We start from the raw sequence: 20,678 nt of genomic DNA, 5'->3' as shown, positions 1-20,678 counted from the left end.
GTGACACTCACCGGACATTCCCTGATCGCCGGCCGGCCCGTCGGCGGCGGCGGTAAAACAGCCTTTGGCTTCAACCCCGCCACGAACGAACAGCTCGATCCCGCGTATTCGCTGATCACCGAAGAGCAGTTGACGACGGCGACCTCCGCCGCCGCGGCAGCCTATCCATCCTTCAGCACGCTGGACCCCGCAGCCCATGCGGCGTTCCTGGACGCCATCGCGGACAATATCGAGGCCATCGGCGAGGAGCTGATCATCCGCGCGGGCCTGGAAACCGGCCTGCCCGCGGCGCGGCTGCAGGGCGAACGTGCCCGCACCACCGGTCAGCTGCGCCTCTTCGCGAATGTTGTCCGCCAGGGCGACTTCCGCGGCGTCCGCATCGACCCCGCCATCCCGGACCGCGCTCCCCTGCCGCGCACTGACATCCGCCAGCGCCAGATCCCGCTCGGCCCAGTTGCCGTCTTCGGTGCCAGCAACTTCCCGCTGGCGTTCTCGACGGCGGGCGGAGACACCGCCTCGGCCCTCGCCGCCGGTTGCCCCGTGGTTTTCAAGGCCCACAACGCCCACCCCGGCACCAGCGAACTGGTGGGCCAGGCGATTGCCAAGGCAGTGGCCGATGCCGGCCTCCACCCCGGTGTCTTCTCGCTGATTTACGGTCCCGGATCCAGCATTGGCCAGGCTCTTGTGGCCGATCCCGCCATCAAGGCCGTGGGCTTCACCGGCTCCCAGGCCGCGGGCATCGCGCTGATGCGCACCGCCGCGGGGCGCCCGGAACCCATCCCCGTCTACGCCGAAATGTCCTCGTTGAACCCGGTGTTCGTCTTCCAGGGCGCGCTCAAGGGTGACGTCGACGCCCTCGCCGCCGCCTACGTCACCGCGGTCACGGGCAGCTCAGGACAGCTCTGCACCTCCCCCGGGCTCCTCTTCGCCCCGGCAGGCGAGCTAGGCGACAAACTCGCCGCCGCCGTCGGCCGCGCCATCTCCACCTGCGCGGGACAGACGATGCTCACCGAGGGCATCGCCGGGTCCTGGAACGCCGGCGCCGAGGCGCTGGGCTCCGCGGACGGCGTCACCGTCGTCGGGCAGGGCACCGTTGGGCCCACTGAAAACGCCCCCGCCCCCACCATCTTCGGTACGCAGGTCAGGGATTTCGTGACCAACCACGTGCTGCACGAGGAAATCTTCGGTGCCGCGTCCCTGGTGATCCGCTACGCCTCCACCGGGGAACTCCTCGAAGCCATCGGCCGGCTCGAGGGCCAGCTCACCGCGTCACTGCAGCTCACCGAAGAGGACTACCCGACGGCGGCGCAGCTGCTCCCCGCCCTCGAACAGAAGGTGGGACGCATCATCGTCAACGGCTGGCCCACCGGCGTCGAAGTAGGCTACGCCATGGTCCACGGCGGACCGTTCCCAGCCACCTCGGATTCACGGACCACCTCGGTGGGAACCCTCGCCATCAACAGGTTCCTGCGGCCGGTCGCGTACCAGAACCTGCCCCAGGAACTGTTGCCCGCCGCACTGCAGGACAGCAACCCGTGGCAGCTCAACCGGCGGGTCGACGGCACCGTTGAAGCCGCAACCGACGCAAAAGATAGGGTCAACGCATGACTAACCAGCCAACCATTGCCCGCGTGGAAGTGGTGCCGGTAGCCGGGCACGACAGCATGCTGATGAATCTCAGCGGCGCGCACGGCCCGTTCTTTACCCGCAACGTGGTCATCGTGACAGACTCTGATGGCCGCACGGGCCTGGGCGAGGTTCCCGGCGGCGAGAAAATCAAGGCCACCATCGAGGAAGCCGGGACGCTTATCGCCGGACAGCCCGTGGCCCGGTACCGCTCCATGCTGCGGGAGATTGCGGCAGAGTTCGCGGACCGCGACGCCGGTGGCCGGGGCCTGCAGACCTTCGACCTGCGCACCACGGTCCACGCTGTCACCGCCGTCGAATCCGCCTTGCTGGACCTGCACGGCCAGTTCCTCGGCGTTCCCGTGGCCGAACTGCTCGGCGACGGGCAGCAGCGCACGTCGGTGCCCATGCTCGGGTACCTGTTCTTTATTGGCGACCATGCGCGCACGGACCTTCCCTACCTGGTGGAGGACGCGCCGTCGGACCGCTGGGAGAAGCTGCGCCGGCAGGAGGCCATGACCCCCGAGGCAGTGGTTGCCCTGGCCGAAGCCGCGCAGGAACGCTACGGCTTCACCGACTTCAAGCTCAAGGGCGGTGTGCTGTCCGGGGATGACGAAGTGGATGTGGTCACCGCGCTGCACAAGCGTTTCCCCGAGGCGCGGGTAACCCTGGACCCGAACGGCGGCTGGCCCCTGGAGGAGGCTATCCGCCTGGGCAAACGGATGCAGGGCGTGGTGGCCTACGCCGAAGATCCGTGTGGCGCGGAAGGCCGGTTCTCCGGCCGGGAGGTGATGGCCGAGTTCCGCCGCGCCACCGGCCTGAAAACCGCCACCAACATGATCGCCACCGACTGGCGGGAAATGTCCCACGCCATCCGCAGCAACGCCGTGGACATTCCCCTGGCGGACCCCCACTTCTGGACCATGTCCGGCTCGGTCCGTGTGGCGCAGCTGTGCAAGGAATTCGGCCTGACCTGGGGATCGCACTCGAACAACCACTTCGATATTTCCCTGGCCATGTTCACGCATACCGGTGCTGCTGCTCCGGGTGAGATCACCGCGCTGGACACGCACTGGATCTGGCAGGACGGGCAGGGGCTCACCAAGAACCCGCTGCAGATCCGCGACGGGGCTATTTCGGTGCCCGATGCGCCCGGCCTCGGCATTGAGCTGGACCGCGCAGCCCTGGACAAGGCCCATGAGCTGTACCTGAAGTACGGGCTCGACGCCCGGGACGACAGCGTCGGCATGCAGTACTACGTCGACGGCTGGTCCTTCGACCCGAAGCGGCCCTGCCTGGTCCGGTAGGGCCGGGCACTCAGCTTCCGCCCGGCCGTCTTTTCCCGCAACAGGAGACGGCCGTGCGGAATCCCATGCCCGATAGTTAACAGCCAGACAGCTAAATAGAAGGGCACATCTGTGGGCGGCGTTGTTTCCGGAATCCTGATCGTCTCCGCCGTCATTGCCGTAGGCTACGTCGCCGCCCGGCTGCGGATCCTGGGGCCGGAAGTCCAGGGCGCCCTGACGCGTACCGCCTACTACATCACCAACCCGGCATTGCTGTTCACCGTGGTGGCCGGCAGTGATATCCGTGCCGCGCTCGGAACCGATGCCCCTCTGGCGCTGCTTTCAGCAGCGATAGTGGGGCTTCTCTATTGCCTGGCGAGCTTCCTCTTCTTCCGGCGTCCAGTGGCGGAGACCGCCGTCGGGGCCATGGCCAGCAGCTACGCCAATGCCAACAACATCGGCATCCCGGTCTCGCTGTACGCCGTGGGCACGGCACAGCACGTAGCCCCGGTGCTGCTGGTCCAGCTCCTGGTGATGGCGCCGTTCTACCTCACGGTGATGGGGTTGGCCTCCGGGTCCAAAGTCTCGTGGAAGAAGATGCTGCTCACGCCGTTCGCGAATCCCATGATCATCGCCTCGGCACTGGGAGCCACCGTCGCACTGACCGGCTGGAACGCGCCGGACCTGGTGCAGAAACCCATCGACATGCTCGCCGCCGGGGCCGTGCCCATGGTCCTGCTGGCCTTCGGATTGTCCCTCGCCGGCCGGGCTCCCCTGCAAAAGGGCGATGGCCGCACCGAAACCTTTGTGGCCACGTTCCTCAAGATTGCCGGCATGCCGGTCATTGTGTGGGTGCTGGGCCGGTTTGTCTTTGGGCTCGAAGGGCAGCACCTGCTGGCCAGCGTGATCATGGCCGCGCTCCCCACCGCCCAGAACGTCTTCCTCTTCGCCTCCCCCTACGGCCGCGGCATGACCGTGGCCCGCGACGTCATCCTGTGCACCACGGTGCTAAGCGTGGGCGCGCTGGTGGTTGTTGCCTGGCTGGTGGGATAAGCCGCCGGTGGCCTCGCCTGTGACATCCTCGCCCGGTTCGCTTCAGTATTCCTTACGCACCGGTTAGGAGCAGTTCTGTCGGGGTGGTGCCATCCATTCTCCGCCCCGCAGCACGCCAGCGAGGTTCAGGTCCGGATCAACCACGACGATGTCGGCAGGCATCCCTGCACGGAGGTCGCCCGCCTGCGATGAACGTCCAAGGACTGCTGCCGGCACGGCACTCGCGGAGGTGACGGCGTCGCCCAAGGAAACACCTGCAGCGACGGCGGCACGGACGACGTCCAGCAATGTGGCTGTTCCACCGGCGATGGCCCCGGTGTCGTCCACACGGGCTACGCCTCTATCCACGGTCACTGCCAGTGCGCCCAGCCGGTATTGGCCATCCCGCAGGCCGGTCGCAGCCATGGAATCCGTGGCAAGCGCGATGTTTTCCGCTCCCACCAGTTCGAAAACTGTTTTGACCGTTTCCGGGGCGAGATGGACCCCGTCGGCAATCAGCTCCACTACGGCGTTCCCGGCGCGTGCTGCGCTGAGGCAGGCCGAGACGGGGCCGGGAGAGCGGTGGTGCAGTCCGGGCATTGCATTGAACAGATGGGTCACCGTTGGGCGCCGCCCCATCAGGGCGTTCGGGGCTTTGGCAAGTCCCGCAGCGGCACGTTCCAAAAACGCGGCGGCGGCTGGGTGATCCGCTGCCGTATGTCCCAATGAGGGAAGTGCCCCTTGGGCGGTGAGCAGGTCCACGAGCCTGGGCGCGCCCGGGAGTTCTGCGGCCAGAGTCATGGAGGCCAGGGACGGGCCGGCCGCTTCGAACAGTTCGCCCATCAGACCGGTGTCCGGTTCCAGCAACAACGCAGGGTCGTGCGCGCCGCACTGTCCGGCCGAGAGAAAGGGGCCTTCCAAGTGTGAGCCTGCAATCAGCCCTTCCTCCTCCACCGACCGCAGCGCTTTGAGGTTCCGCAGCAAATCCGTCGGCGCTGCAGTGACCAGGCTGGCGAGAAGCGTGGTCGTTCCGCGGCTGTGAAGGTAGCGGGCAGCAGAACGGGCGCCCTCCACCGAACCTTCGGAGAAATCCGAGCCATTGGCGCCGTGGCAGTGCAGGTCCACCAGGCCCGGAAGCAGGATGCGGCCGGCTGGACCAGATTTGACGCCAGCACTGGAGATGTCACCAGCATCTGGGTCCCCGCGAAACCCTGATGCCGGTCCGGCGTACGTGATGTGGCCCCCGTCCACGGCGATGAGCCCGTCATTGATGTCCATGGTGCTGGACACGATCCGGCCTCGCAGTACCTGTGCCTTGTCCATCATTCGTTAGCCTCCCGCTGCCAGTGCCGCGGCCATGCTGGCAGCGAGCAGGGGATCGGCCGCGCTTGCCTTGGTCCCAGTGGTAGGGTCTTGCGTCCGGGCAGAGGAATGGACAGCGTGGACCCCACTTTTCAGGAGCGCGGGCACGAGTTCAAGCCTTACACCGCCTCCCGCCATGATCTGTACAGAGGGAGCGTGGGTCCGTCCCATTTCCACCAACCGGATCAGCATCTGCAGGCCGGCGGTGCAGTCGGGTCTGCCTCCGCTGGTCAGCACCCGGTCAACCCCTGCGTGTTCGAGCCTGGCCAGGGCCTCAGCGGGATCTATGCCCGCGGCCAAAGCAGCATCGAAGGCCCGGTGGAACGTTACCTCCGCGGAGGGATGCTGTTGGCGGGCGATCCCGGAAATCCGGCGCAGCGCTACAACGTCCGGGCCGCCGTCGGCCGCCAGTATGCCCACCACGACGCCGGCGGCCCCGGCATCCAAGGCCGCAACGACGTCGCGCTCCAGCACCTCAATCTCCTCACCGGTGTAGGTGAAGTTTCCCGGGCGGGGGCGGATCAGTACGTGGACCGGCAGGTCCATCTGGCATGCCTGCTCAATGGTTCCGATGCTTGGCGTGATGCCATCCGTTTCGGCCAGGGCCGCGCAGAGTTCCACCCTTGCAGCGCCCACGGATGCTGCAAGGCGAACGCCGCTGCCATCTTCCACCGCCAGTTCGAGCTGCGGCGACATGGAGGTGGAGGCCCGCTGGAAACCATGCCCCACACTGTGCCTGCCTGCCATGACCCGCTTCTCCGCCACGCTTAGAGTCCCTGCCACTCAGGTTTCCGCCCGAACGTGTCGTGATAATAGTCCCGGTGGGCCAGTTTGGAGGCAGCCGCTTCGTCCACCAAAACCGTGACATGGGGGTGGAGCTGGAGGGCTGAGGCAGGGCACATCGCCGCCACGGGACCCTCCACGGCTGCCGTAATGGACTCAGCTTTGGACTCACCCATGGCCAGCAGCAGGATGTGCCGTGCCTCACCGATGGTGCCCAGCCCCTGAGTCAGCACATGGTCCGGAACGTCCGCCGGATTCTCGAAGAAGCGCGCGTTGTCCTGTCGGGTCTGCCGGGTCAGCGTCTTGATCCGGGTCCGGGAGGCCAGGGAGGACATCGGCTCGTTGAAACCGATATGGCCGTCGGTCCCAATCCCCAGGATCTGGACATCCACTCCTCCCGCTGCCTCGATGCTGGCCTCATAGCGCAGGGCCTCAGTGCCCGGATCTTTTGCCGTCCCGTCCAGGCCGTGCACCGCATCCGCCCCGAAGTCCACACTGTCCGTGAACTCCGCACGTATCACCGAATGGTAGGACTGCGGGTGGGTGCTGGCCAGGCCCAAGTATTCATCGAGGAGGAAGGCCTGTACTGTGGCGAAGCTCAGCCCGCCGCTGCGGTGGCGCTTTATTAGTTCCCGGTACGTGCCCAAGGGAGTGGACCCGGTGGCCAGGCCAAGGATCGAGGGGCCGATGCGGACTTGTTGCTCAATGGCGTCTGCTGCCGTGCGGGCCACGTCGGCGCCCGTGGGAAGGATAACGATTTCCATAGGGAAGGAATGCTTTCGGTTGCAGTTGTGGGGTGGGAAAGGGAGGTGCGGTGTTATTTTGCTGCGTCGGTTTCGACCGTGACTTCGTCGTCCTCCCGGCCCGGGGTGCGCAGGTTCCAGCGCTTGATCACGAAGGAGAAGAGGAAGTAGTAGATCACCGCATAGCCCAGTCCGATGGGAATAAGCAACCAGGCGTTCTGGGCTTTGCCGAAGTTCAGGATGAAGTCGATCAGCCCGGCCGAGAACGTGAAGCCGTGGTGGATGTCCAGAGCATTTACCAGCGCCATGGAGCTTCCGGTCAGTGCCGCGTGGACGATGTAGAGCGGGAAGGCAACGAACATGAAGGAGTACTCGAGCGGTTCGGTGATGCCGGTGAAAAATGCGGTGAGGGCTGTGGAGAGCATGATGCCGCCCACCACCTTCTTCTGGGACGGCTTAGCGTGGCGCCAGATGGCCAGGGCGGCGGCGGGAAGTCCGAACATCATGATGGGGAAGAAGCCGGTCATGAACACGCCTGCAGTGGGATCGCCGGCGAAGAACCGGTTGAGGTCGCCGCGGACCAACTGCCCCGAAGCGTCGGTGTAGTCGCCGATCAGGAACCAGACAGCGGAGTTCAGGATGTGGTGCAGGCCTGCTGGGATGAGCATGCGGTTGGCGAAACCGTAAATGCCGCCGCCGGCCACGGCGTTACCGGCTACTGCCTCGCCTACGGCGGAGAGTCCCGCGTTGAAGAAGGGGTAAACGAGGGCAAGGACGACGCCGGCCACGAGGCTGGAAGCGGACGTCAGTATGGGCACCAGGCGTCGGCCGCTGAAGAATCCCAGGAAGTCCGGCAACTTCGTGCGGTAGAACCGCTGCCACAGATTTGCGGAAAGCAGGCCTACCACTATGCCGGCCAGGACGCCGTAGTTGATCAGCGCGGGTTTTCCGGCAGGGTCAACCTGGCCTGCCAGTACCAGCGGGGACATGGCTTTGAACACGCCGTCAATCACCATGTATCCCACCACGGCTGCCAGTGCCGTGGATCCGTCTGACTTTTTTGCCCAGCCGATGGCAATGCCCACTGCGAAGATCAGCGGCAGCCACGTGAAGACGGCGTTGCCGGCGGCGGAGATCACGGCAGCGCCTCCTTCGAATCCGGGAATGGCGCCCAGCAGGTCAGCCTGTCCGATGCGCAGGAGGAGGCCAGCTGCGGGAAGTACTGCGATGGGAAGCATCAGGCAGCGGCCAAGGCGCTGCAGGTTGGCAAAGGCCCTGTTCGGCTTCTTCTCTGGAGCCAGGGCGGCGATCTCGGATGATGACATGTTTGCACCTCTGCGGATTGAGTGGGGCTTGTGGAGTGACGGCTCCAACCGGTACTGTCTGGTTATGACCAGTTCAGTGTGATTCATCCCACGACCGCCTGTCAAGGTAGGAATCCGCCCGGCCAGGCGGTGAAAGTGCCGACGATGACGCGCAGAATTAGTCCCACCGTGGTCGCCGACCGGGGTGTTCAGGAACGTGCCTCTGGAGGCACCGTCAGGAAGGGCAGTGTTATGTCCAAAGCAGAAAAGATCGTAGAAGGGCTTGGCGGAGCCGGGAACATCGTCGAGGTGGAAGCGTGCATTACCCGCCTCCGCACGGAAGTGAAGGATTCCTCGCTCGTGAACGAAGCCTCACTGAAGGCTGCCGGAGCGCACGGAGTGTTCTCGTCAGGCACCGCCGTCCAGGTGGTCGTCGGCCCTGAAGCTGACACTCTCGCCGAGGATATCGAGGACCTCCTCTAGTGGCGAGGCAGTTAGTTGTCCACGCGCCACTGAGCGGATCTGTCATTCCCCTCAATCAGGTGCCGGACCCCGTTTTTGCCGGTCAGATGGTGGGGTCGGGCGCAGCAGTGGAGCCGTCCGCAGGGGAAGCTTTCGACGTTGTCTCGCCCGTGGCCGGGAAGTTGGTCAAGCTCCTGCCGCACGCCTTCGTGGTGGTGGAGGATTCCGGCCGTGGCGTCCTGACGCACGTAGGCATCGACACCGTGAAGCTCAAGGGCGAAGGCTTCACGCTGTTGGTCACCCAAGGTGACACCGTGAGTGCCGGTGCTCCGATCATGCACGTGGACCCTACGGCTGCCCTTGCAGCCGGTTACTCAATGGTGAGTCCCGTCGTCGTGTTGGACACCAAGCCGGACACAGCCACACTCATGGCCTCCGGAGCGGTGACTGCCGGCGTCGGCCTGTTCTCCATGGACTAATGCCCGGTTGTGGAAGTGCGGCCCTAAAGCCGCACTTCCATGGTCAGTGAGTACCGGTCGGACCGATACCACGAGCGGGAATGCTCGATCGCCAGGTTTCCCGAGAATGAAACACGGTCAAACACCAGCACCGGTGCCCCCGTGCCTGTGCCCAGAAGCGCCCCCACATCCGCTGGCGCGCCCTCCGAGCGGACGCTTTGCCGGGCCCGGTCGATCTGGTAGCCGAACTGTGCGGCAAGGGCCCTATAGACAGAACCGGTCAAGTCAATGTCCAGCAGGCCACCCGCATAGTCAGGGTTATACCAGGCGTCATCAACGCTCACCGGCCGACCGTCCGCCAGACGAAGCCGACGCAGATGGATGGCTTCGGACCCCGGCCCCAGACCCAATGCCTCAACGATGGCATCGGGAGCGTCAGCGGCCTCAGCCACCAGCACCACAGTGCTGGGAACATGACCCATGGCCTCCATCTCCTGCGTGAAGGAGGCCAAATGCAGGGTGGATTGAACAGGGGAATCCGCCACGAAGGTACCCTTGGCCGGAACCCGCACCAAATGCCCTTCATGGACAAGGCGGCCAATGGCCGCGCGGACCGTAATCCGGCTGACGCCATAAGAATCCATGAGCGTTCGCTCACTGGGAAGCCGCGCCCCCGGCTCCAGTTCCTCCTTGACCAACTTGAGGATAATCACCCGCAGCTGCTCGTGCTTGGGAACCTGAGAGTTGCTGATGGCACCAATAGCCTGCCGAGCGCTTCCGGCTGTCGCTGTCGCTCGCAATGCGGCCCCTCTAATCGTGGAGCGGTCCGGTAATGACCACTAGTACGGATTATCCCACACGGCGTACGCGAGCGGCGCCGCGACGCCACCCGGAACGTGCCCATCAATGTCACCGGCAACAAGGTGGCCACGCATTCCCTCCACCAGTTCAATCCCAAGGATTTTGAGAAAGGCGCTGGCTCCGTCTGCAAGTCCAGGCGACGCCGCACACACCAGGAAGGCAAAGAACGGATCTTCGGTGTCCTCAACCTCGCGGAGTTGTGCGGCCACGCTGGCCAAGTAACCGCCTAAGGCGGGTGCCGGGACAGTGCCCGGGCCCCCTGCAACGCGAAGAACTAAGACGGGGCTGGAAGAGGCTGGGAAAATCATTCAAGGCAAGCTTCCCCGCGCCGAATGTGTCGCCCCATTGTGCGCTGCGATACGAAATTGCAACCCGGACCAACCTGGTGCAGGGCCTGACGCGCAAGGGCGTGCGGGTGGAGTTCGTCAAGGAGGGCTTGGTCTTCACTGGGGAGGACTCCCCCATGGCCAACCTCATGCTCTCCGTCATGGGTGCCTTCGCCGAATTCGAACGCTCCCTCATCAGGGAAAGCCAGAGGGAAGGCACCGCCCTGCCGCGCGGCCCTTGCGCTGTAAAGGGTAGCCGCGCAGCAGCATGGTTATTGGGTGCCGCCCCGAGGTTCGTCCTCGAGGTCCTTTGGTCCTGTGAGGTCCATCTCGAGCAGCGGCACGACTTTTGATTTGGTGATGAAGCGGTGAGTCAGCCATAGGGCGATGAAGATCGGCAGTCCGATGTAGGAGGAAAGCACCTCCAGAGTCCGTCCGGCAAGCACTGCCTCGTAGTTCTGTCCTGCGATTACCAGGATCAGCAAGGCGAAGGCCAACAGTGGGCCGACGGGGAACAGGGATGCTTTGTACGGCAGGTCGCTGACTTTATTTCCCTGGGCGAGGAAGCCGCGCCTGAAACGGTAGTGGGAGATGGCGATTCCCGCCCAGACGATGAAGCCGCACAGGCCTGACATGTTCAGCAGCCAGGAGTAAGCCGCGCCCTGGCCGATGATCGCGGAGAGGAACCCGAAGAGTCCCACGGACGCGGTAGCCAGCAGGGCCGGGATCGGCACTCCACGCGTATTGGTTCGGCCGAAGATCTTCGGGGCCATGCCGTCATGGGCCATGGCGTAAAGCATCCGGGTGGAGGCATATAGTCCGGAGTTGCCAGCGGACAGGATGGCGGTCAGGATCACCGCGTTCATCAAGGCCGCTGCAAAGGCGATCCCTGCGCGTGAGAAGACCAGGGTGAACGGGGATGTTGCGATATCGGCTTCGCCGGATGCCAGCAGGCTCGGATCGGTGAATGGGATCAGGCAGCCGATGATGAAGATGGCACCGATGTAGAAAAGCATTATGCGCCAGAAGACAGTGCGGATAGCCTTTGGCACTTCGCGTCGTGGGTTCTTGGCTTCGCCTGCTGCGACACCCACCAGCTCGGTGCCTTGGAACGAGAACCCGGCAATCATGAAGACCGAGATGATCGAGACCCAACCCCCGTGGAATACATCTTCGCGGTTTTCCCAGTTGCTTAGTCCTGGGGAGGAATTGCCGAGGATGCCGAAGATCATCAGCACGCCGGCGATCAGGAAGATCACCACTGCGCTGACCTTGATCAGGGAAAGCCAGAACTCCGACTCACCGAAGGCCTTCGCTGAGAGGGCGTTGAGCCCGGTCAACACCAGCAGGAAGATCCCGGCCCATACCCAGCCGGGAACCCCCGGGAACCAGAAATCCATGATGATTCCGGCCGCGACCAGCTCGGCGGCCACGGTGATGGCCCAGTTGAACCAATAGTTCCAGCCGATCGCGAACCCAAAGGACGGGGAGACGAAACGGGTGGCAAAGGACTGGAAGGAACCGGCGACCGGGATTTTGGCCGACATTTCGCCCAGTGACTGCATCAGCAGGAATACCATCAGCCCGACCAGCGCGTAGGCGGCTAACGCACCGCCGGGACCCGCCTGTGAAATGGTGCCGCCCGAGGCAACAAACAGCCCGGTACCGATCGCACCGCCAATGGCAATCATCTGCAGGTGGCGGCTGCTTAATCCGCGCTTGAGCTCGTTGGCGGTTTCGCCGGAGCTACGATCTGCCCCTGTCGCAAGGGAAGAACCATGTTGCGCCACTTTATCTGGCTTGATATCTGCGGAAGTTCCGTTCGTTAGCGTCATGCAACACCCCCGAAGGGCATCAGCGCGCTCCGGCTCAGGTTCCCCGTACTGCCAGTGGCTCGACCGGTGCAGGCATCTTCGCTTGCCGTTCCGAGCGGGTAGGCCGAACCGTTCCCTCGGGGTCCTGCCTGCGCGGTGGGCCCCGCGCTGAGGTACAGGCCTGAACGGGAACACAGACCGTTTACAGGGGTGCCGGGAGCAAAGGCCCGATCATTTGTTTGCGTGTGGGAGCCAAGTCCCATGATGCCTCCGAAAAGGTAGCTGCGGTTAAGAAAAGCTTTCCGGCGCCCCGGGCCGGGAAGGAAGGTGATCAAGCTAACACATGAGAAGGAGGCGACCTCTGGCGAGGCGAATGTTGCACGTCGAACGCGCCAAGTCCTTACGAAAAGGCAGGCATTACCCGCGCTGAGCGTAAGAATTGCTGATTTGGCTCGCACAGTGAGTAAGCAGCGCTGATGGGCTGCTACGGCAGGCGATTGGCATCAAACGAAAAAGCCGGGGGGGTAAGACGCAGCAAGAAGTGTCACAGCAATTTTCAGGATCACTGCATGACTAAACGCACTGAGCCTCTCCTTACGCGGGGCGTGAGCATGGGTCACGAACGGGTGGACGCTGTGGCCGCGCTGGCAGTATCGGCGGGAATTCGGTTCTATTGGAACCGCGAGGCCGACGTTTCTGGAATGCCTTGAGATATGCGACAGTAAGGCCCTTCTCATGCATAGCGGCGAAGGAACCTCGCCTAGCAACAGAATCCCTTACGCATAAGGGATCCGGCTTTCACCCCTGCTTATGCATTGCTACGTTCTTCAGGAATCCCTGAACGGAAGGAACGAGCATGTCTGTAATTGCAAACCTCGAAGTGACAGCCACCCAGGCAGAAGACCTTAAGACGCTCCCGGCATGGCAGGCTCTGAAGGCCGCCGTCATCGGGCTGCAGCAGGTTCAGGTCCAGGACGGTTCCGTTCCGGAACCCGTTGACCGTGACCAGGCCCGCCAGAATGTCAGCATCATCACTGACTCCATCAACGACCTGCGCGCTCACCTTCCCCACGACAGCGAATACCTGGAACTGCTCGTGCAGGACTTCCAGCGGTGGGCGTCCGAGGGCTTCGTCGTACCGGATTTCCTCGACTCATTGGTAGCCTTCCACCCCGAGCAGTGGCGCATCGATGGGTTGGCGCACCTGGTTGTGTTCCCCATGTACACGCAGAACGGCAGCACCAACCGCTACTTCGAGGCCGTCCTCATCGAGGTCATTTGGCCTTCTTTCGTCGCTGAACTGGAGGCAGCAAACTACTCCAACAAGCTGTTCGTCCCCATCAGCTTCGTCGATTTCACGCCCGGCTATGACACGAACTCCGCAGTTCTCTTCCCCGAGAGCGTAGCGGTCCGGAGCACCCCCTCCTTCACTTGGGGAGGCATTTTCGCGGACCGCGAAGCTGCCCGGTTCCGTCGCGTCCTGAAAGCTGCTGCCGACATCACTTCCTTGGACCTGCCGGCTGACGCCGCGGAATTCATCGAAGACCAGCACCTCACGGAGAAGACCTTCGTGATGTGGGATCTGATCCATGACCGGACCCACATGCGCGGTGACCTGCCCTTTGACCCGTTCATGATCAAGCAGCGGATGCCGTATTTCCTGTACTCCCTGGAGGAGCTCCGCTGTGACCTGACCGCCTTCCGCGAATCAGTCCTCATCGAGCGGGACGAAACGGCTTCCGAGGACGCCCGCAAGCACGCCAAGCTGGTCCAGTACGCCGTGATCTTCGACCGCATTTTCCGCTTCGCGATTACCGGGAACCGGGTCCGTAACTACGACGCCGTGGGCGGCCAATTGCTGTTCGCCTGGATGCACCAGCACCGGGTCCTGCACTGGACCGATGGAAAGTTGAGCATCGACTGGAAGGACGTCGCCGGCGTGGTCGTCGAGCTGGGTCTCCGCATCGAGGAACTCTACTGGCGTTCAATCGACCGGCCGAAGACGGCACACTGGCTGGCTGCCTACGAGCTCGTCTCGGAAACCCTCACCCCCCACCCGGCCTCCGTATGGGCCAAGGGACCAGAGGCCCTTCCGCTGGACGGCCCGCCCCGGGGTCTAACGGACCAGATCCTTGATGACGAATTCCCCCTGTCGATGTTCTACGAGGCACTGGAGAAGAAGATGCGCCCTGTTATTGACTCAACAGCAGGAATCACCGGTAAGAGCCCTGTCAAGACTGAGGGCGAGGCGGGCGAATGAGTCGGGATCTCTCGGGGCGTACGGTCGTTGTCGCCGGTTCGACAAGCGCAGCCGGCGTCGCAGTAGTCCGCACCCTTTCGCAGGCAGGGGCACGCGTAGCCGCGGTGGACATTCTTGAGGACCGGGTGCAGGAGCTCTCGGGAGCGTACGCGAACGTCGCGGGCTATGTCTGCAACCTCGCGGACCTGCAGGCCGTTGAGGACTTGGCAACCTCGGTCCGGAACGATCTGGGTCCCGTTGACGGCCTTATCCACCTTGTAGGAGGGTGGCGAGGCGGCGCCGGCATTAGTGGCCAGGCGGATGAAGACTGGGCCTTCCTGCACACCAGCGTCCTCACCACCCTGAGGAACACCAGCCGCGCGTTCTACGATGACTTAGCTATCTCCCCTGTGGGACGCCTGGCCATCGTTTCCGCACAGTCCGCTTCCTCCCCGACAGCGGACGGCGCCGCTTATGCCGCCGTCAAGTCCGCGGCGGAGGCATGGACCCTGGCCGTGGCTGACGGCTTCCGGCACCTGCAGGGCGGAAAGGAAAGCCCTCCCTCCGCGCAGCACTCGGCCGCCCTGATCTTCGTCGTCAAGGCTCTCGTCGATGACCGGATGCGAGCAGCGCAGCCGGAACGGAAATTCCCGGGTTTCACCGATGTCAGTGTCCTTGCCGACGCTGTTCAGCAGATCTTCGACGTAGAGGCAGAGCAGATCAACGGGCAGCGCTTGTCCCTCGCTGCCGGCCAGCTCGTGGGTTTACCGGCATGAGCGTCAGCGTTGATTCCAAAACAGGCCTCCCGCAGGGACTGTCGGCGCGCCTGCACGACCCGGCCTACCGGGGCTTTGCTTCGGACAACTACGCCGGGGCTCACCCCGAAGTCATCGAAGCAGTTCAGGCAGCCAACGAGGGCCATGTCACCGCATACGGCGAAGATGTTTATACAGCCGCGCTTCAAGAGCTCGTCCGGTCCCACTTCGGGACAGCTGCCACCGCATACCCAGTCTTCAATGGCACCGGGGCCAACGTCCTTGCCCTGCAAGCCCTGCTCCCCCGCTGGGGCGCTGTCATCTGCGCAGCAACAGCGCACATCAATACGGACGAAAACGGCGCCCCGGAACGCATCGGCGGTATAAAGCTCCTCTCGATCCCCACACCCGATGGCAAACTCACCCCTGAATTGATCGACGCCGAAGCCTGGGGGTGGGGAGACGAGCATCGGGCGCAACCGCTGGTCGTATCGATCACCCAGACCACCGAACTCGGGACCTGTTACACGCCCGGTGAAATTCAACGGATCGCTGAACACGTCCATGCCAAGGGCATGAAACTGCACCTGGACGGGGCAAGACTGGCCAACGCTGCCGCACATCTCGGGCTTCCTTTGCGGGCGTTCACCACCGACGTCGGTGTCGACGTCCTGTCCTTTGGTGGCACTAAAAACGGGCTGCTGTTCGGCGAAGCCGTCATCTGGCTCAACCCACAGTCGGACCCGGGAATGAGCTACCTGCGCAAGATGAACATGCAGCTGGCCTCAAAAATGCGGTTTGTCTCTGCGCAACTGATAGCCCTGCTAACAGATGGGTTGTGGCTGCGCTCCGCCAGCCACGCCAACGAGATGGCGAAACGTCTCAGCGCAGGGATCTCCGCCATTGACGGTGTATCCCTGACGCAAGCCACACAATCGAATGGCGTCTTTGCCGTCCTTCCACCCCACGCAGCCGCGAAAGTCCGGGAATCTTTCCGCTTCTATGACTGGGACCAAGCACGCGGCGAAGTCCGGTGGATGTGCTCCTGGGACACCACGGAAACCGATGTCCAAACTCTTCTGGCCGCTGTTAAGGAAGCCGTAGGCTCCCCGACTTAACAACGAAAGGACGAACGCGGAACCTCGATGACCTGCGCGCTTTCGACCAGGGCCTGACCCGAAGGGGTGCGGGTGGAGTTCGTCAAGGTGAGCCTGGAGTTCAGCGGGGAGGACTCCCCCATGGCCAGTCTGATGTGCTCCGTCATGTGTGCCTTCGCCGAATTCGAACGTTCCCTCTTTCCGGGAACGCCAAAGCGAAGGCATCGCCTTGGCCAAGCAACGCGGCGCCTACAAAGGACGGAAAAAGACCCTCACACCGGAACGGGCCGCCGAACTGGTCCAGAGCGCCGGCAGCGGAGTCCGAAAGCCGTCCGTGCCCGCGACTACGGGATCAGCCGGGAGACCGTCTATCAGTACCTACGCCACGCCAAGCTGGAGTGAACCGCTCCCCTGCCGGCCTCGCCAATGTTTCGTAGCCGGGCCGGCCGTAACGTGACGGAAGGTCCTTTATCGGCCTTTCGTCAATGCGCGAGGAACACCCAGAAGAATGACTTCGACCTGGACTTTTCCGGCATGTTTTCCGCGAGGTATGCGTGCGAGCTAGAAACTCCCAGCTCACGGGAAGGCCGACGGTCCCTAACGGGCTGGTGGCGAACCGAGTTCCGGTCCAGCCATGTCAGAAAGTACAGAAAGGGAATCGCCGGTTCGTCCATATCAGTTTTTAGAGTCTTCCTGATGCCTGTGCGGCAGGGCACTATAGGGGCCAATTCGGAGTCGACGCCATACTGACCTTCGTGCATCTCTTTTCATCGCCAAGGCATAGGCTGGCAGGCCTTCCCGCTGAGGTGTCCAGCGCCGCCAAGTAGTGTGGGGGGTCTGACAGCCCTGCCGCTCCCCCATCGGCGGGCTTCTACGTGCCTGAACCGCGTTCGCGCTGCTGTCCTCTTTAGGACTCGTGACCATAGAGTCAGCCGAGCGACAAACGCCATTGCCGCGCCCAGTGCTACCTCAAGCCCGGTTCACCGCCGGTGCGGCATCCCACCCTCTCACCCGACAACAAGCGCTACCGTCGCGATCTCCGTCGTGTGGACTCATTTCGCGGCTGCCGAGTGGCTCACCACCGTTTCCGAGCGGGTTTCGTCTGCGAGCCCGCGTCCACACCTGATTTGAGCAGGCGCGCCCATGCGACCGCATCTTCCGTATCCGCGCCTGGATTGCGGCATATGATGGCCAAAAGAGTGGCGGGTTAGCCACGCAATGCGGAAGGATGAAGGTGGCAGGCAGGCCGAGGCAGGAGAACGGGCAGGTTCAGGGAGCTGCGGCGTCGCTGTTGAATGGGCTTGCTGTATTAGAAGCCTTTTCCGTTCAAAATCCGGTTCTGGGTGTGACCGAGGTTGCTCAGCGTGTTGGCCTTCACAAGAGCACGGTCTCGCGCATTCTTGGAGGTTTGACGGAAGCTGGATATGTCCAGCGGGATGAGGAGACGGGACGGTATCGGCTCGGGCTGGGCCTCCTGGCGTTGTCCGCTCCTTTGCTGGCGGATCTGGATGTCCGCCGTGCTGCGGTTCCGTATTTGGAGCAGTTGACCGAGAGTACCCAGGAGACCAGCGCTATCTCGGTCTGGAATGGTCACGAGGCGATCGTCGTGGAGCAGGTGGCCAGCCCATATCAGGTCAAACATACTGCCACCATCGGAACCCGGTACAACAAATTCGAGAGCTCTTCGGTGCGGGTCTTCCTGGCGGAGCTGGCGCCGGCTCTCGCGACCGAATTGATCGGATCCGGGAAGATACTACGCACGGCGGGAGATGGTTTGCCGTTGGACCACACTGCCCACCTGCAGGAAGTCGCCCGTCTGGCATACGCCGTTAACGATGGTTCGACGACGGAGGAGGAGTTCGGGGTCTCCGCTCCGGTTCGGGATTACCGGGGCAAGGTGGTGGGTTGCATTACTGCATCCGCTCCGCGTTCCCGGGTGCACAAGCACGCCACAAGGGACGCTCTGGTTCAGGCCGTACAGCTTGCTGCCTCGGAAGTATCCACCCGCTTGGGCTGGTCGGCTTCGCTTCCTGGCTGATTCATCCATGCAGCTAGGCGAGCGTCAGCAACATCGGGTACCCGACGGCATTTCGGGTCGAGAGGCGACCGCGCTGTTGCCTGGGGAAGAAGTATTCCGTGAGGGAGCAGCTGTCACCTGCCGGGGGTGGCCCTGCTTGAAGTCCGGTCGGTGTTCTGGCAATCCAAGAAGAAAACGGCGCGCAGAGCCATCGGGTCCTGCCCGGAGGAGCTGGTTGGGCCGTCAGCGCACTGGGTTTGTTTCCCCCGGCAGGCTTCCCAGCCGTGTCGATACGCGCTCGGCGGCCTGTACCACAGCTTCGCGCAGGATCGACTGACTCTGCTGGTGCTGCACTCGGGCCCGGGGTGCGCTGGCTGTGATGCAGCCGACGACTGCACCCCGGTAATCCCGCACGGGGGCGGATACGCCGTATTCCTCGTACGTGGTCTCGCCGTCGTTGACGGCGAAGCCCTGGTCCCGGACCTCGGCCAGTTGTTCGTGGGCACGGTCCTCGAGTCCCCGATAGCCGTCTTGCAGCACTGTCCGGCCGGCCAGAAGGCGGTCCGTCTCCTCGGGCGGCAGTTCGGCGAGGAACACACGGACCGAGGAACTGGCGAGCTTGTTATAGCGCGTGCCGATCGCCGCGCTGTGCTTGACCTGGTGGGGGCTCGCCGTCTGTTCCACAACGATCGCGTTAGTGCCGTTCCAGACGGCGATCGCGGCCGTCTCGCCGGTGGCCTGTGTGAGTTCTTCGAGGTGGGGCAGGGCGGCACGGCGGACGCCGAGTTCGGCCAGCAGCGGTCCTGCCAGGCCGATCATCCCGAGTCCGAGGCGGTATCGTCCCGTGTCTTCGTCGCGCTGCACGTATCCGGCTTCGTCCAGGCCGGTGAGCATCCGGGAGACGGTGCTCTTATGCAGGCCGACGAGTTCGGAGATCTCCGTGACGCCCAGGAGCGACCGCTTGGCGACGGAGAAGGCTTCGAGCACGGTAAGACCGTTGAGCAGCGATGCTGCCGCCCCTTGCGGTTTGTCGGCGGTGGTTTGTGGCTCCAGCATGAGTTCTCCCTTTTCGGGCGCTAGTGGAAGTCACCCGTATCAGTCATCGTACGATGCCCTTTCCGCCTCTGGCCGGAGGCCTGGCCGCCGGCCGCTGCGGGCCCGCCGCGGCACGGCCCAGGAGATCCGGGACCGCGCCGTGGTGAGAGGATCCGCTTAGCTCACGGGGTCTTGACCGGGATCGCCGAGGTCGGAACAGTGTCGGCGAAGTTGGGCAGGTTGTTGAGGTACTGGATGACGTTCTCCAGCGGCTCGACGTCCACGGCGACAGCCGGCACCCGCTGAGGGGTGCCGGCTGTCGTCGGGTCGGCCTGGGGATGCCGGGCCGCGGGGATCCGAGCGTGTGGTGCGGCTCAGGCCGGATCCGCGGGGCACGCCACCTCGGGCTGGGGATCGGAGAGGGTCTTCGGGACCGTGTCCTCGAACTGCGGGAGGTTGTTCAGGTACTCCACCACCGAATCCGTGGACTCCACGTCACCGAACTTGTTGTCGATGTCGTAGAGGTTCCACTGCACGACGCCCGGGACGCGGTCGCCGATGGTCTCCCGGGGGATGATCGGGCGGAAGCCCTTCGCGATCGCGTCCTCGACGGTGTGGCGCACGCACCCGGCCGCGGTCGCGCCGGTCACGATCAGGGTGTCGATGCGGTTGGAGGTCAGGAAGAGTTCGAGGTTCGTCCCGGGGAACGCCGAGGCGCGATTCTTCTGAATCACGACCTCGCCCTCTGCGGGTGCAATGCGGTCGTCGATCTGCGCCCAGTAGGAATCTGCCGGAAGGGTCTCCGTGGGGATCTTTGAGTACCACAGGCCCATGTCGTTCGTCCCGGAGGTGGCGTCGCGGTTGCGGTACACGTTCGTGGTGTAGAAGACCGGGACGCCCTTGGCGCGCGCGGCCTCGTTGATCCGCTGGACGTTCGGGATGATGGTCTCCATGCCCGGGCAGCTGAACGGGTGGCCCGGACGGGTCCAAGCGTTCGCGAGGTCAATGTGGATGACGGCGGGGCGGTTGCCGTAGCCGATCCGACGCTTGAAGCCTCGCTCGTTGTAGATGCTGGTTCCGGCTTCGAACGCCTCCTCAAGCACTGCTGCAAGACGGGCTTCGATGTCGTTGAACGTCTCTGTGGTCATGGCTGTCTCCACTCTCTCGGGGACCGGGCTTTTTCCTGTCCGCATTTTGTTGCTGTCCCATCACAGTAGTTGCTGTTTGCGCAACGCACAACCTTTTTTCTGAGGTTTGCCGGAATTCGCTTCCAGGCCCCGCGTCACCCGAGTGATCCAGGGCCGTCTTCCAGAAAGCATGAACTCGGAGCAAGGCGGTTTATCCAAAAGCGGGTGGGGGTCAACCTTTGACTACTTGCAGCATCCGGTCTGCCGGGGAAGGGGGGGCGCCTGAAAAAAAGAGCCGCTAGCCATTGCGCGTTGCTTCCACGGGAACTACATTGCTTACTAAGCAACTTT

18 protein-coding genes and 2 pseudogenes are annotated in these 20,678 nt (G+C 63.7%); 11 read left to right on the top strand and 9 right to left on the bottom strand.

Annotation, left to right across the window (positions count from 1 at the left end; all coding sequences use genetic code 11):
- From AC3IT0_RS00345 to AC3IT0_RS00335, 3 genes are all read left to right on the top strand, one after another.
- On the top strand, positions 1–1,608 hold the full coding sequence (locus AC3IT0_RS00345) for an aldehyde dehydrogenase (NADP(+)) (protein ID WP_489321866.1): 1,608 nt from the start codon (positions 1–3) through the stop codon (positions 1,606–1,608).
- Positions 1,605–2,933 carry an enolase C-terminal domain-like protein gene (locus tag AC3IT0_RS00340; RefSeq protein WP_489321865.1) on the top strand — a complete coding sequence of 443 codons (1,329 nt, stop codon included), beginning with the start codon at positions 1,605–1,607 and terminating at the stop codon, positions 2,931–2,933. The genes AC3IT0_RS00345 and AC3IT0_RS00340 overlap by 4 nt, the downstream gene beginning before the upstream one ends.
- 111 nt (positions 2,934–3,044) lie before the next feature.
- Positions 3,045–3,965 carry an AEC family transporter gene (locus tag AC3IT0_RS00335; RefSeq protein ID WP_489321864.1) on the top strand — a complete coding sequence of 307 codons (921 nt, stop codon included), beginning with the start codon at positions 3,045–3,047 and terminating at the stop codon, positions 3,963–3,965.
- 63 nt (positions 3,966–4,028) lie between these two features.
- Here the strand turns inward: AC3IT0_RS00335 and AC3IT0_RS00330 are convergent, their stop codons facing one another.
- The 4 genes from AC3IT0_RS00330 to AC3IT0_RS00315 are packed head-to-tail and all read right to left on the bottom strand — an operon-like array spanning position 4,029 to position 8,157.
- Positions 4,029–5,267 (bottom strand): N-acetylglucosamine-6-phosphate deacetylase, encoded by a 1,239-nt coding sequence (locus AC3IT0_RS00330; RefSeq protein WP_489323874.1) that lies wholly within the window; start codon positions 5,265–5,267, stop codon positions 4,029–4,031.
- A 6-nt stretch (positions 5,268–5,273) separates the two neighbouring features.
- On the bottom strand, positions 5,274–6,071 hold the full coding sequence (locus AC3IT0_RS00325; RefSeq protein WP_489321863.1) for a copper homeostasis protein CutC: 798 nt from the start codon (positions 6,069–6,071) through the stop codon (positions 5,274–5,276).
- 2 nt (positions 6,072–6,073) lie between these two features.
- A complete protein-coding gene (gene nagB / locus AC3IT0_RS00320) occupies positions 6,074–6,853 on the bottom strand; it encodes a glucosamine-6-phosphate deaminase (protein ID WP_489321862.1) in 780 nt (259 codons plus the stop codon).
- 53 nt (positions 6,854–6,906) lie between these two features.
- Positions 6,907–8,157 carry a PTS transporter subunit EIIC gene (locus AC3IT0_RS00315; protein ID WP_489321861.1) on the bottom strand — a complete coding sequence of 417 codons (1,251 nt, stop codon included), beginning with the start codon at positions 8,155–8,157 and terminating at the stop codon, positions 6,907–6,909.
- A 231-nt stretch (positions 8,158–8,388) separates the two neighbouring features.
- Here AC3IT0_RS00315 and AC3IT0_RS00310 point away from each other — a divergent pair, with 231 nt between their 5' ends.
- Positions 8,389–8,619: a PTS sugar transporter subunit IIB gene (locus AC3IT0_RS00310; protein ID WP_309814029.1), complete on the top strand. Its 231-nt coding sequence runs from the start codon at positions 8,389–8,391 to the stop codon at positions 8,617–8,619.
- A 59-nt stretch (positions 8,620–8,678) separates the two neighbouring features.
- A complete protein-coding gene (locus AC3IT0_RS00305) occupies positions 8,679–9,077 on the top strand; it encodes a PTS sugar transporter subunit IIA (protein ID WP_489321860.1) in 399 nt (132 codons plus the stop codon).
- A 23-nt stretch (positions 9,078–9,100) separates the two neighbouring features.
- Here the strand turns inward: AC3IT0_RS00305 and AC3IT0_RS00300 are convergent, their stop codons facing one another.
- Together AC3IT0_RS00300 and AC3IT0_RS00295 are read right to left on the bottom strand one after the other, a co-directional pair.
- Positions 9,101–9,769, bottom strand: coding sequence for a GntR family transcriptional regulator (locus AC3IT0_RS00300; RefSeq protein WP_489321859.1), 669 nt, complete (start codon positions 9,767–9,769; stop codon positions 9,101–9,103).
- Between the two features lie 126 nt (positions 9,770–9,895).
- The gene (locus AC3IT0_RS00295; protein WP_489321858.1) at positions 9,896–10,135 is read right to left on the bottom strand and encodes a hypothetical protein; all 240 of its coding nucleotides are present in this window, start codon (positions 10,133–10,135) and stop codon (positions 9,896–9,898) included.
- 164 nt (positions 10,136–10,299) lie between these two features.
- Between AC3IT0_RS00295 and AC3IT0_RS00290 the strand changes: the two are divergent.
- Positions 10,300–10,503 (top strand): annotated as a pseudogene (locus AC3IT0_RS00290) (recombinase family protein); the annotation flags it as partial.
- A 12-nt stretch (positions 10,504–10,515) separates the two neighbouring features.
- Here AC3IT0_RS00290 and AC3IT0_RS00285 read toward each other — a convergent pair.
- Positions 10,516–11,934 carry an amino acid permease gene (locus tag AC3IT0_RS00285; RefSeq protein WP_489321857.1) on the bottom strand — a complete coding sequence of 473 codons (1,419 nt, stop codon included), beginning with the start codon at positions 11,932–11,934 and terminating at the stop codon, positions 10,516–10,518.
- A gap of 979 nt (positions 11,935–12,913) precedes the next feature.
- Between AC3IT0_RS00285 and AC3IT0_RS00280 the strand changes: the two genes are divergently transcribed.
- From AC3IT0_RS00280 to AC3IT0_RS00260, 5 genes and pseudogenes are all read left to right on the top strand, one after another.
- Positions 12,914–14,317: a DUF6421 family protein gene (locus tag AC3IT0_RS00280; RefSeq protein WP_489321856.1), complete on the top strand. Its 1,404-nt coding sequence runs from the start codon at positions 12,914–12,916 to the stop codon at positions 14,315–14,317.
- Positions 14,314–15,072, top strand: a complete 759-nt coding sequence (locus AC3IT0_RS00275) for an SDR family NAD(P)-dependent oxidoreductase (protein WP_489321855.1) — start codon at positions 14,314–14,316, stop codon at positions 15,070–15,072. The genes AC3IT0_RS00280 and AC3IT0_RS00275 overlap by 4 nt, the downstream gene beginning before the upstream one ends.
- The gene (locus AC3IT0_RS00270; protein WP_489321854.1) at positions 15,069–16,169 is read left to right on the top strand and encodes a threonine aldolase family protein; all 1,101 of its coding nucleotides are present in this window, start codon (positions 15,069–15,071) and stop codon (positions 16,167–16,169) included. The genes AC3IT0_RS00275 and AC3IT0_RS00270 overlap by 4 nt, the downstream gene beginning before the upstream one ends.
- Before the next feature lie 17 nt (positions 16,170–16,186).
- A pseudogene (locus AC3IT0_RS00265) lies at positions 16,187–16,550 on the top strand (recombinase family protein); the annotation flags it as partial.
- 832 nt (positions 16,551–17,382) lie between these two features.
- Positions 17,383–18,186 (top strand): IclR family transcriptional regulator, encoded by an 804-nt coding sequence (locus tag AC3IT0_RS00260; protein ID WP_489321853.1) that lies wholly within the window; start codon positions 17,383–17,385, stop codon positions 18,184–18,186.
- A 222-nt stretch (positions 18,187–18,408) separates the two neighbouring features.
- Here AC3IT0_RS00260 and AC3IT0_RS00255 read toward each other — a convergent pair whose 3' ends face one another.
- Positions 18,409–19,221 carry an IclR family transcriptional regulator gene (locus AC3IT0_RS00255; protein WP_489321852.1) on the bottom strand — a complete coding sequence of 271 codons (813 nt, stop codon included), beginning with the start codon at positions 19,219–19,221 and terminating at the stop codon, positions 18,409–18,411.
- 353 nt (positions 19,222–19,574) lie between these two features.
- On the bottom strand, positions 19,575–20,348 hold the full coding sequence (locus AC3IT0_RS00250; protein ID WP_489321851.1) for an N-carbamoylsarcosine amidohydrolase: 774 nt from the start codon (positions 20,346–20,348) through the stop codon (positions 19,575–19,577).
- Positions 20,349–20,678: the final 330 nt, after the last annotated feature.

Source organism: Pseudarthrobacter sp. KH_020_B (assembly GCF_057840185.1).
The sequence above is the reverse complement of the archived record's forward strand: the minus strand, read 5'-3'. Positions and strand labels throughout refer to the sequence as shown.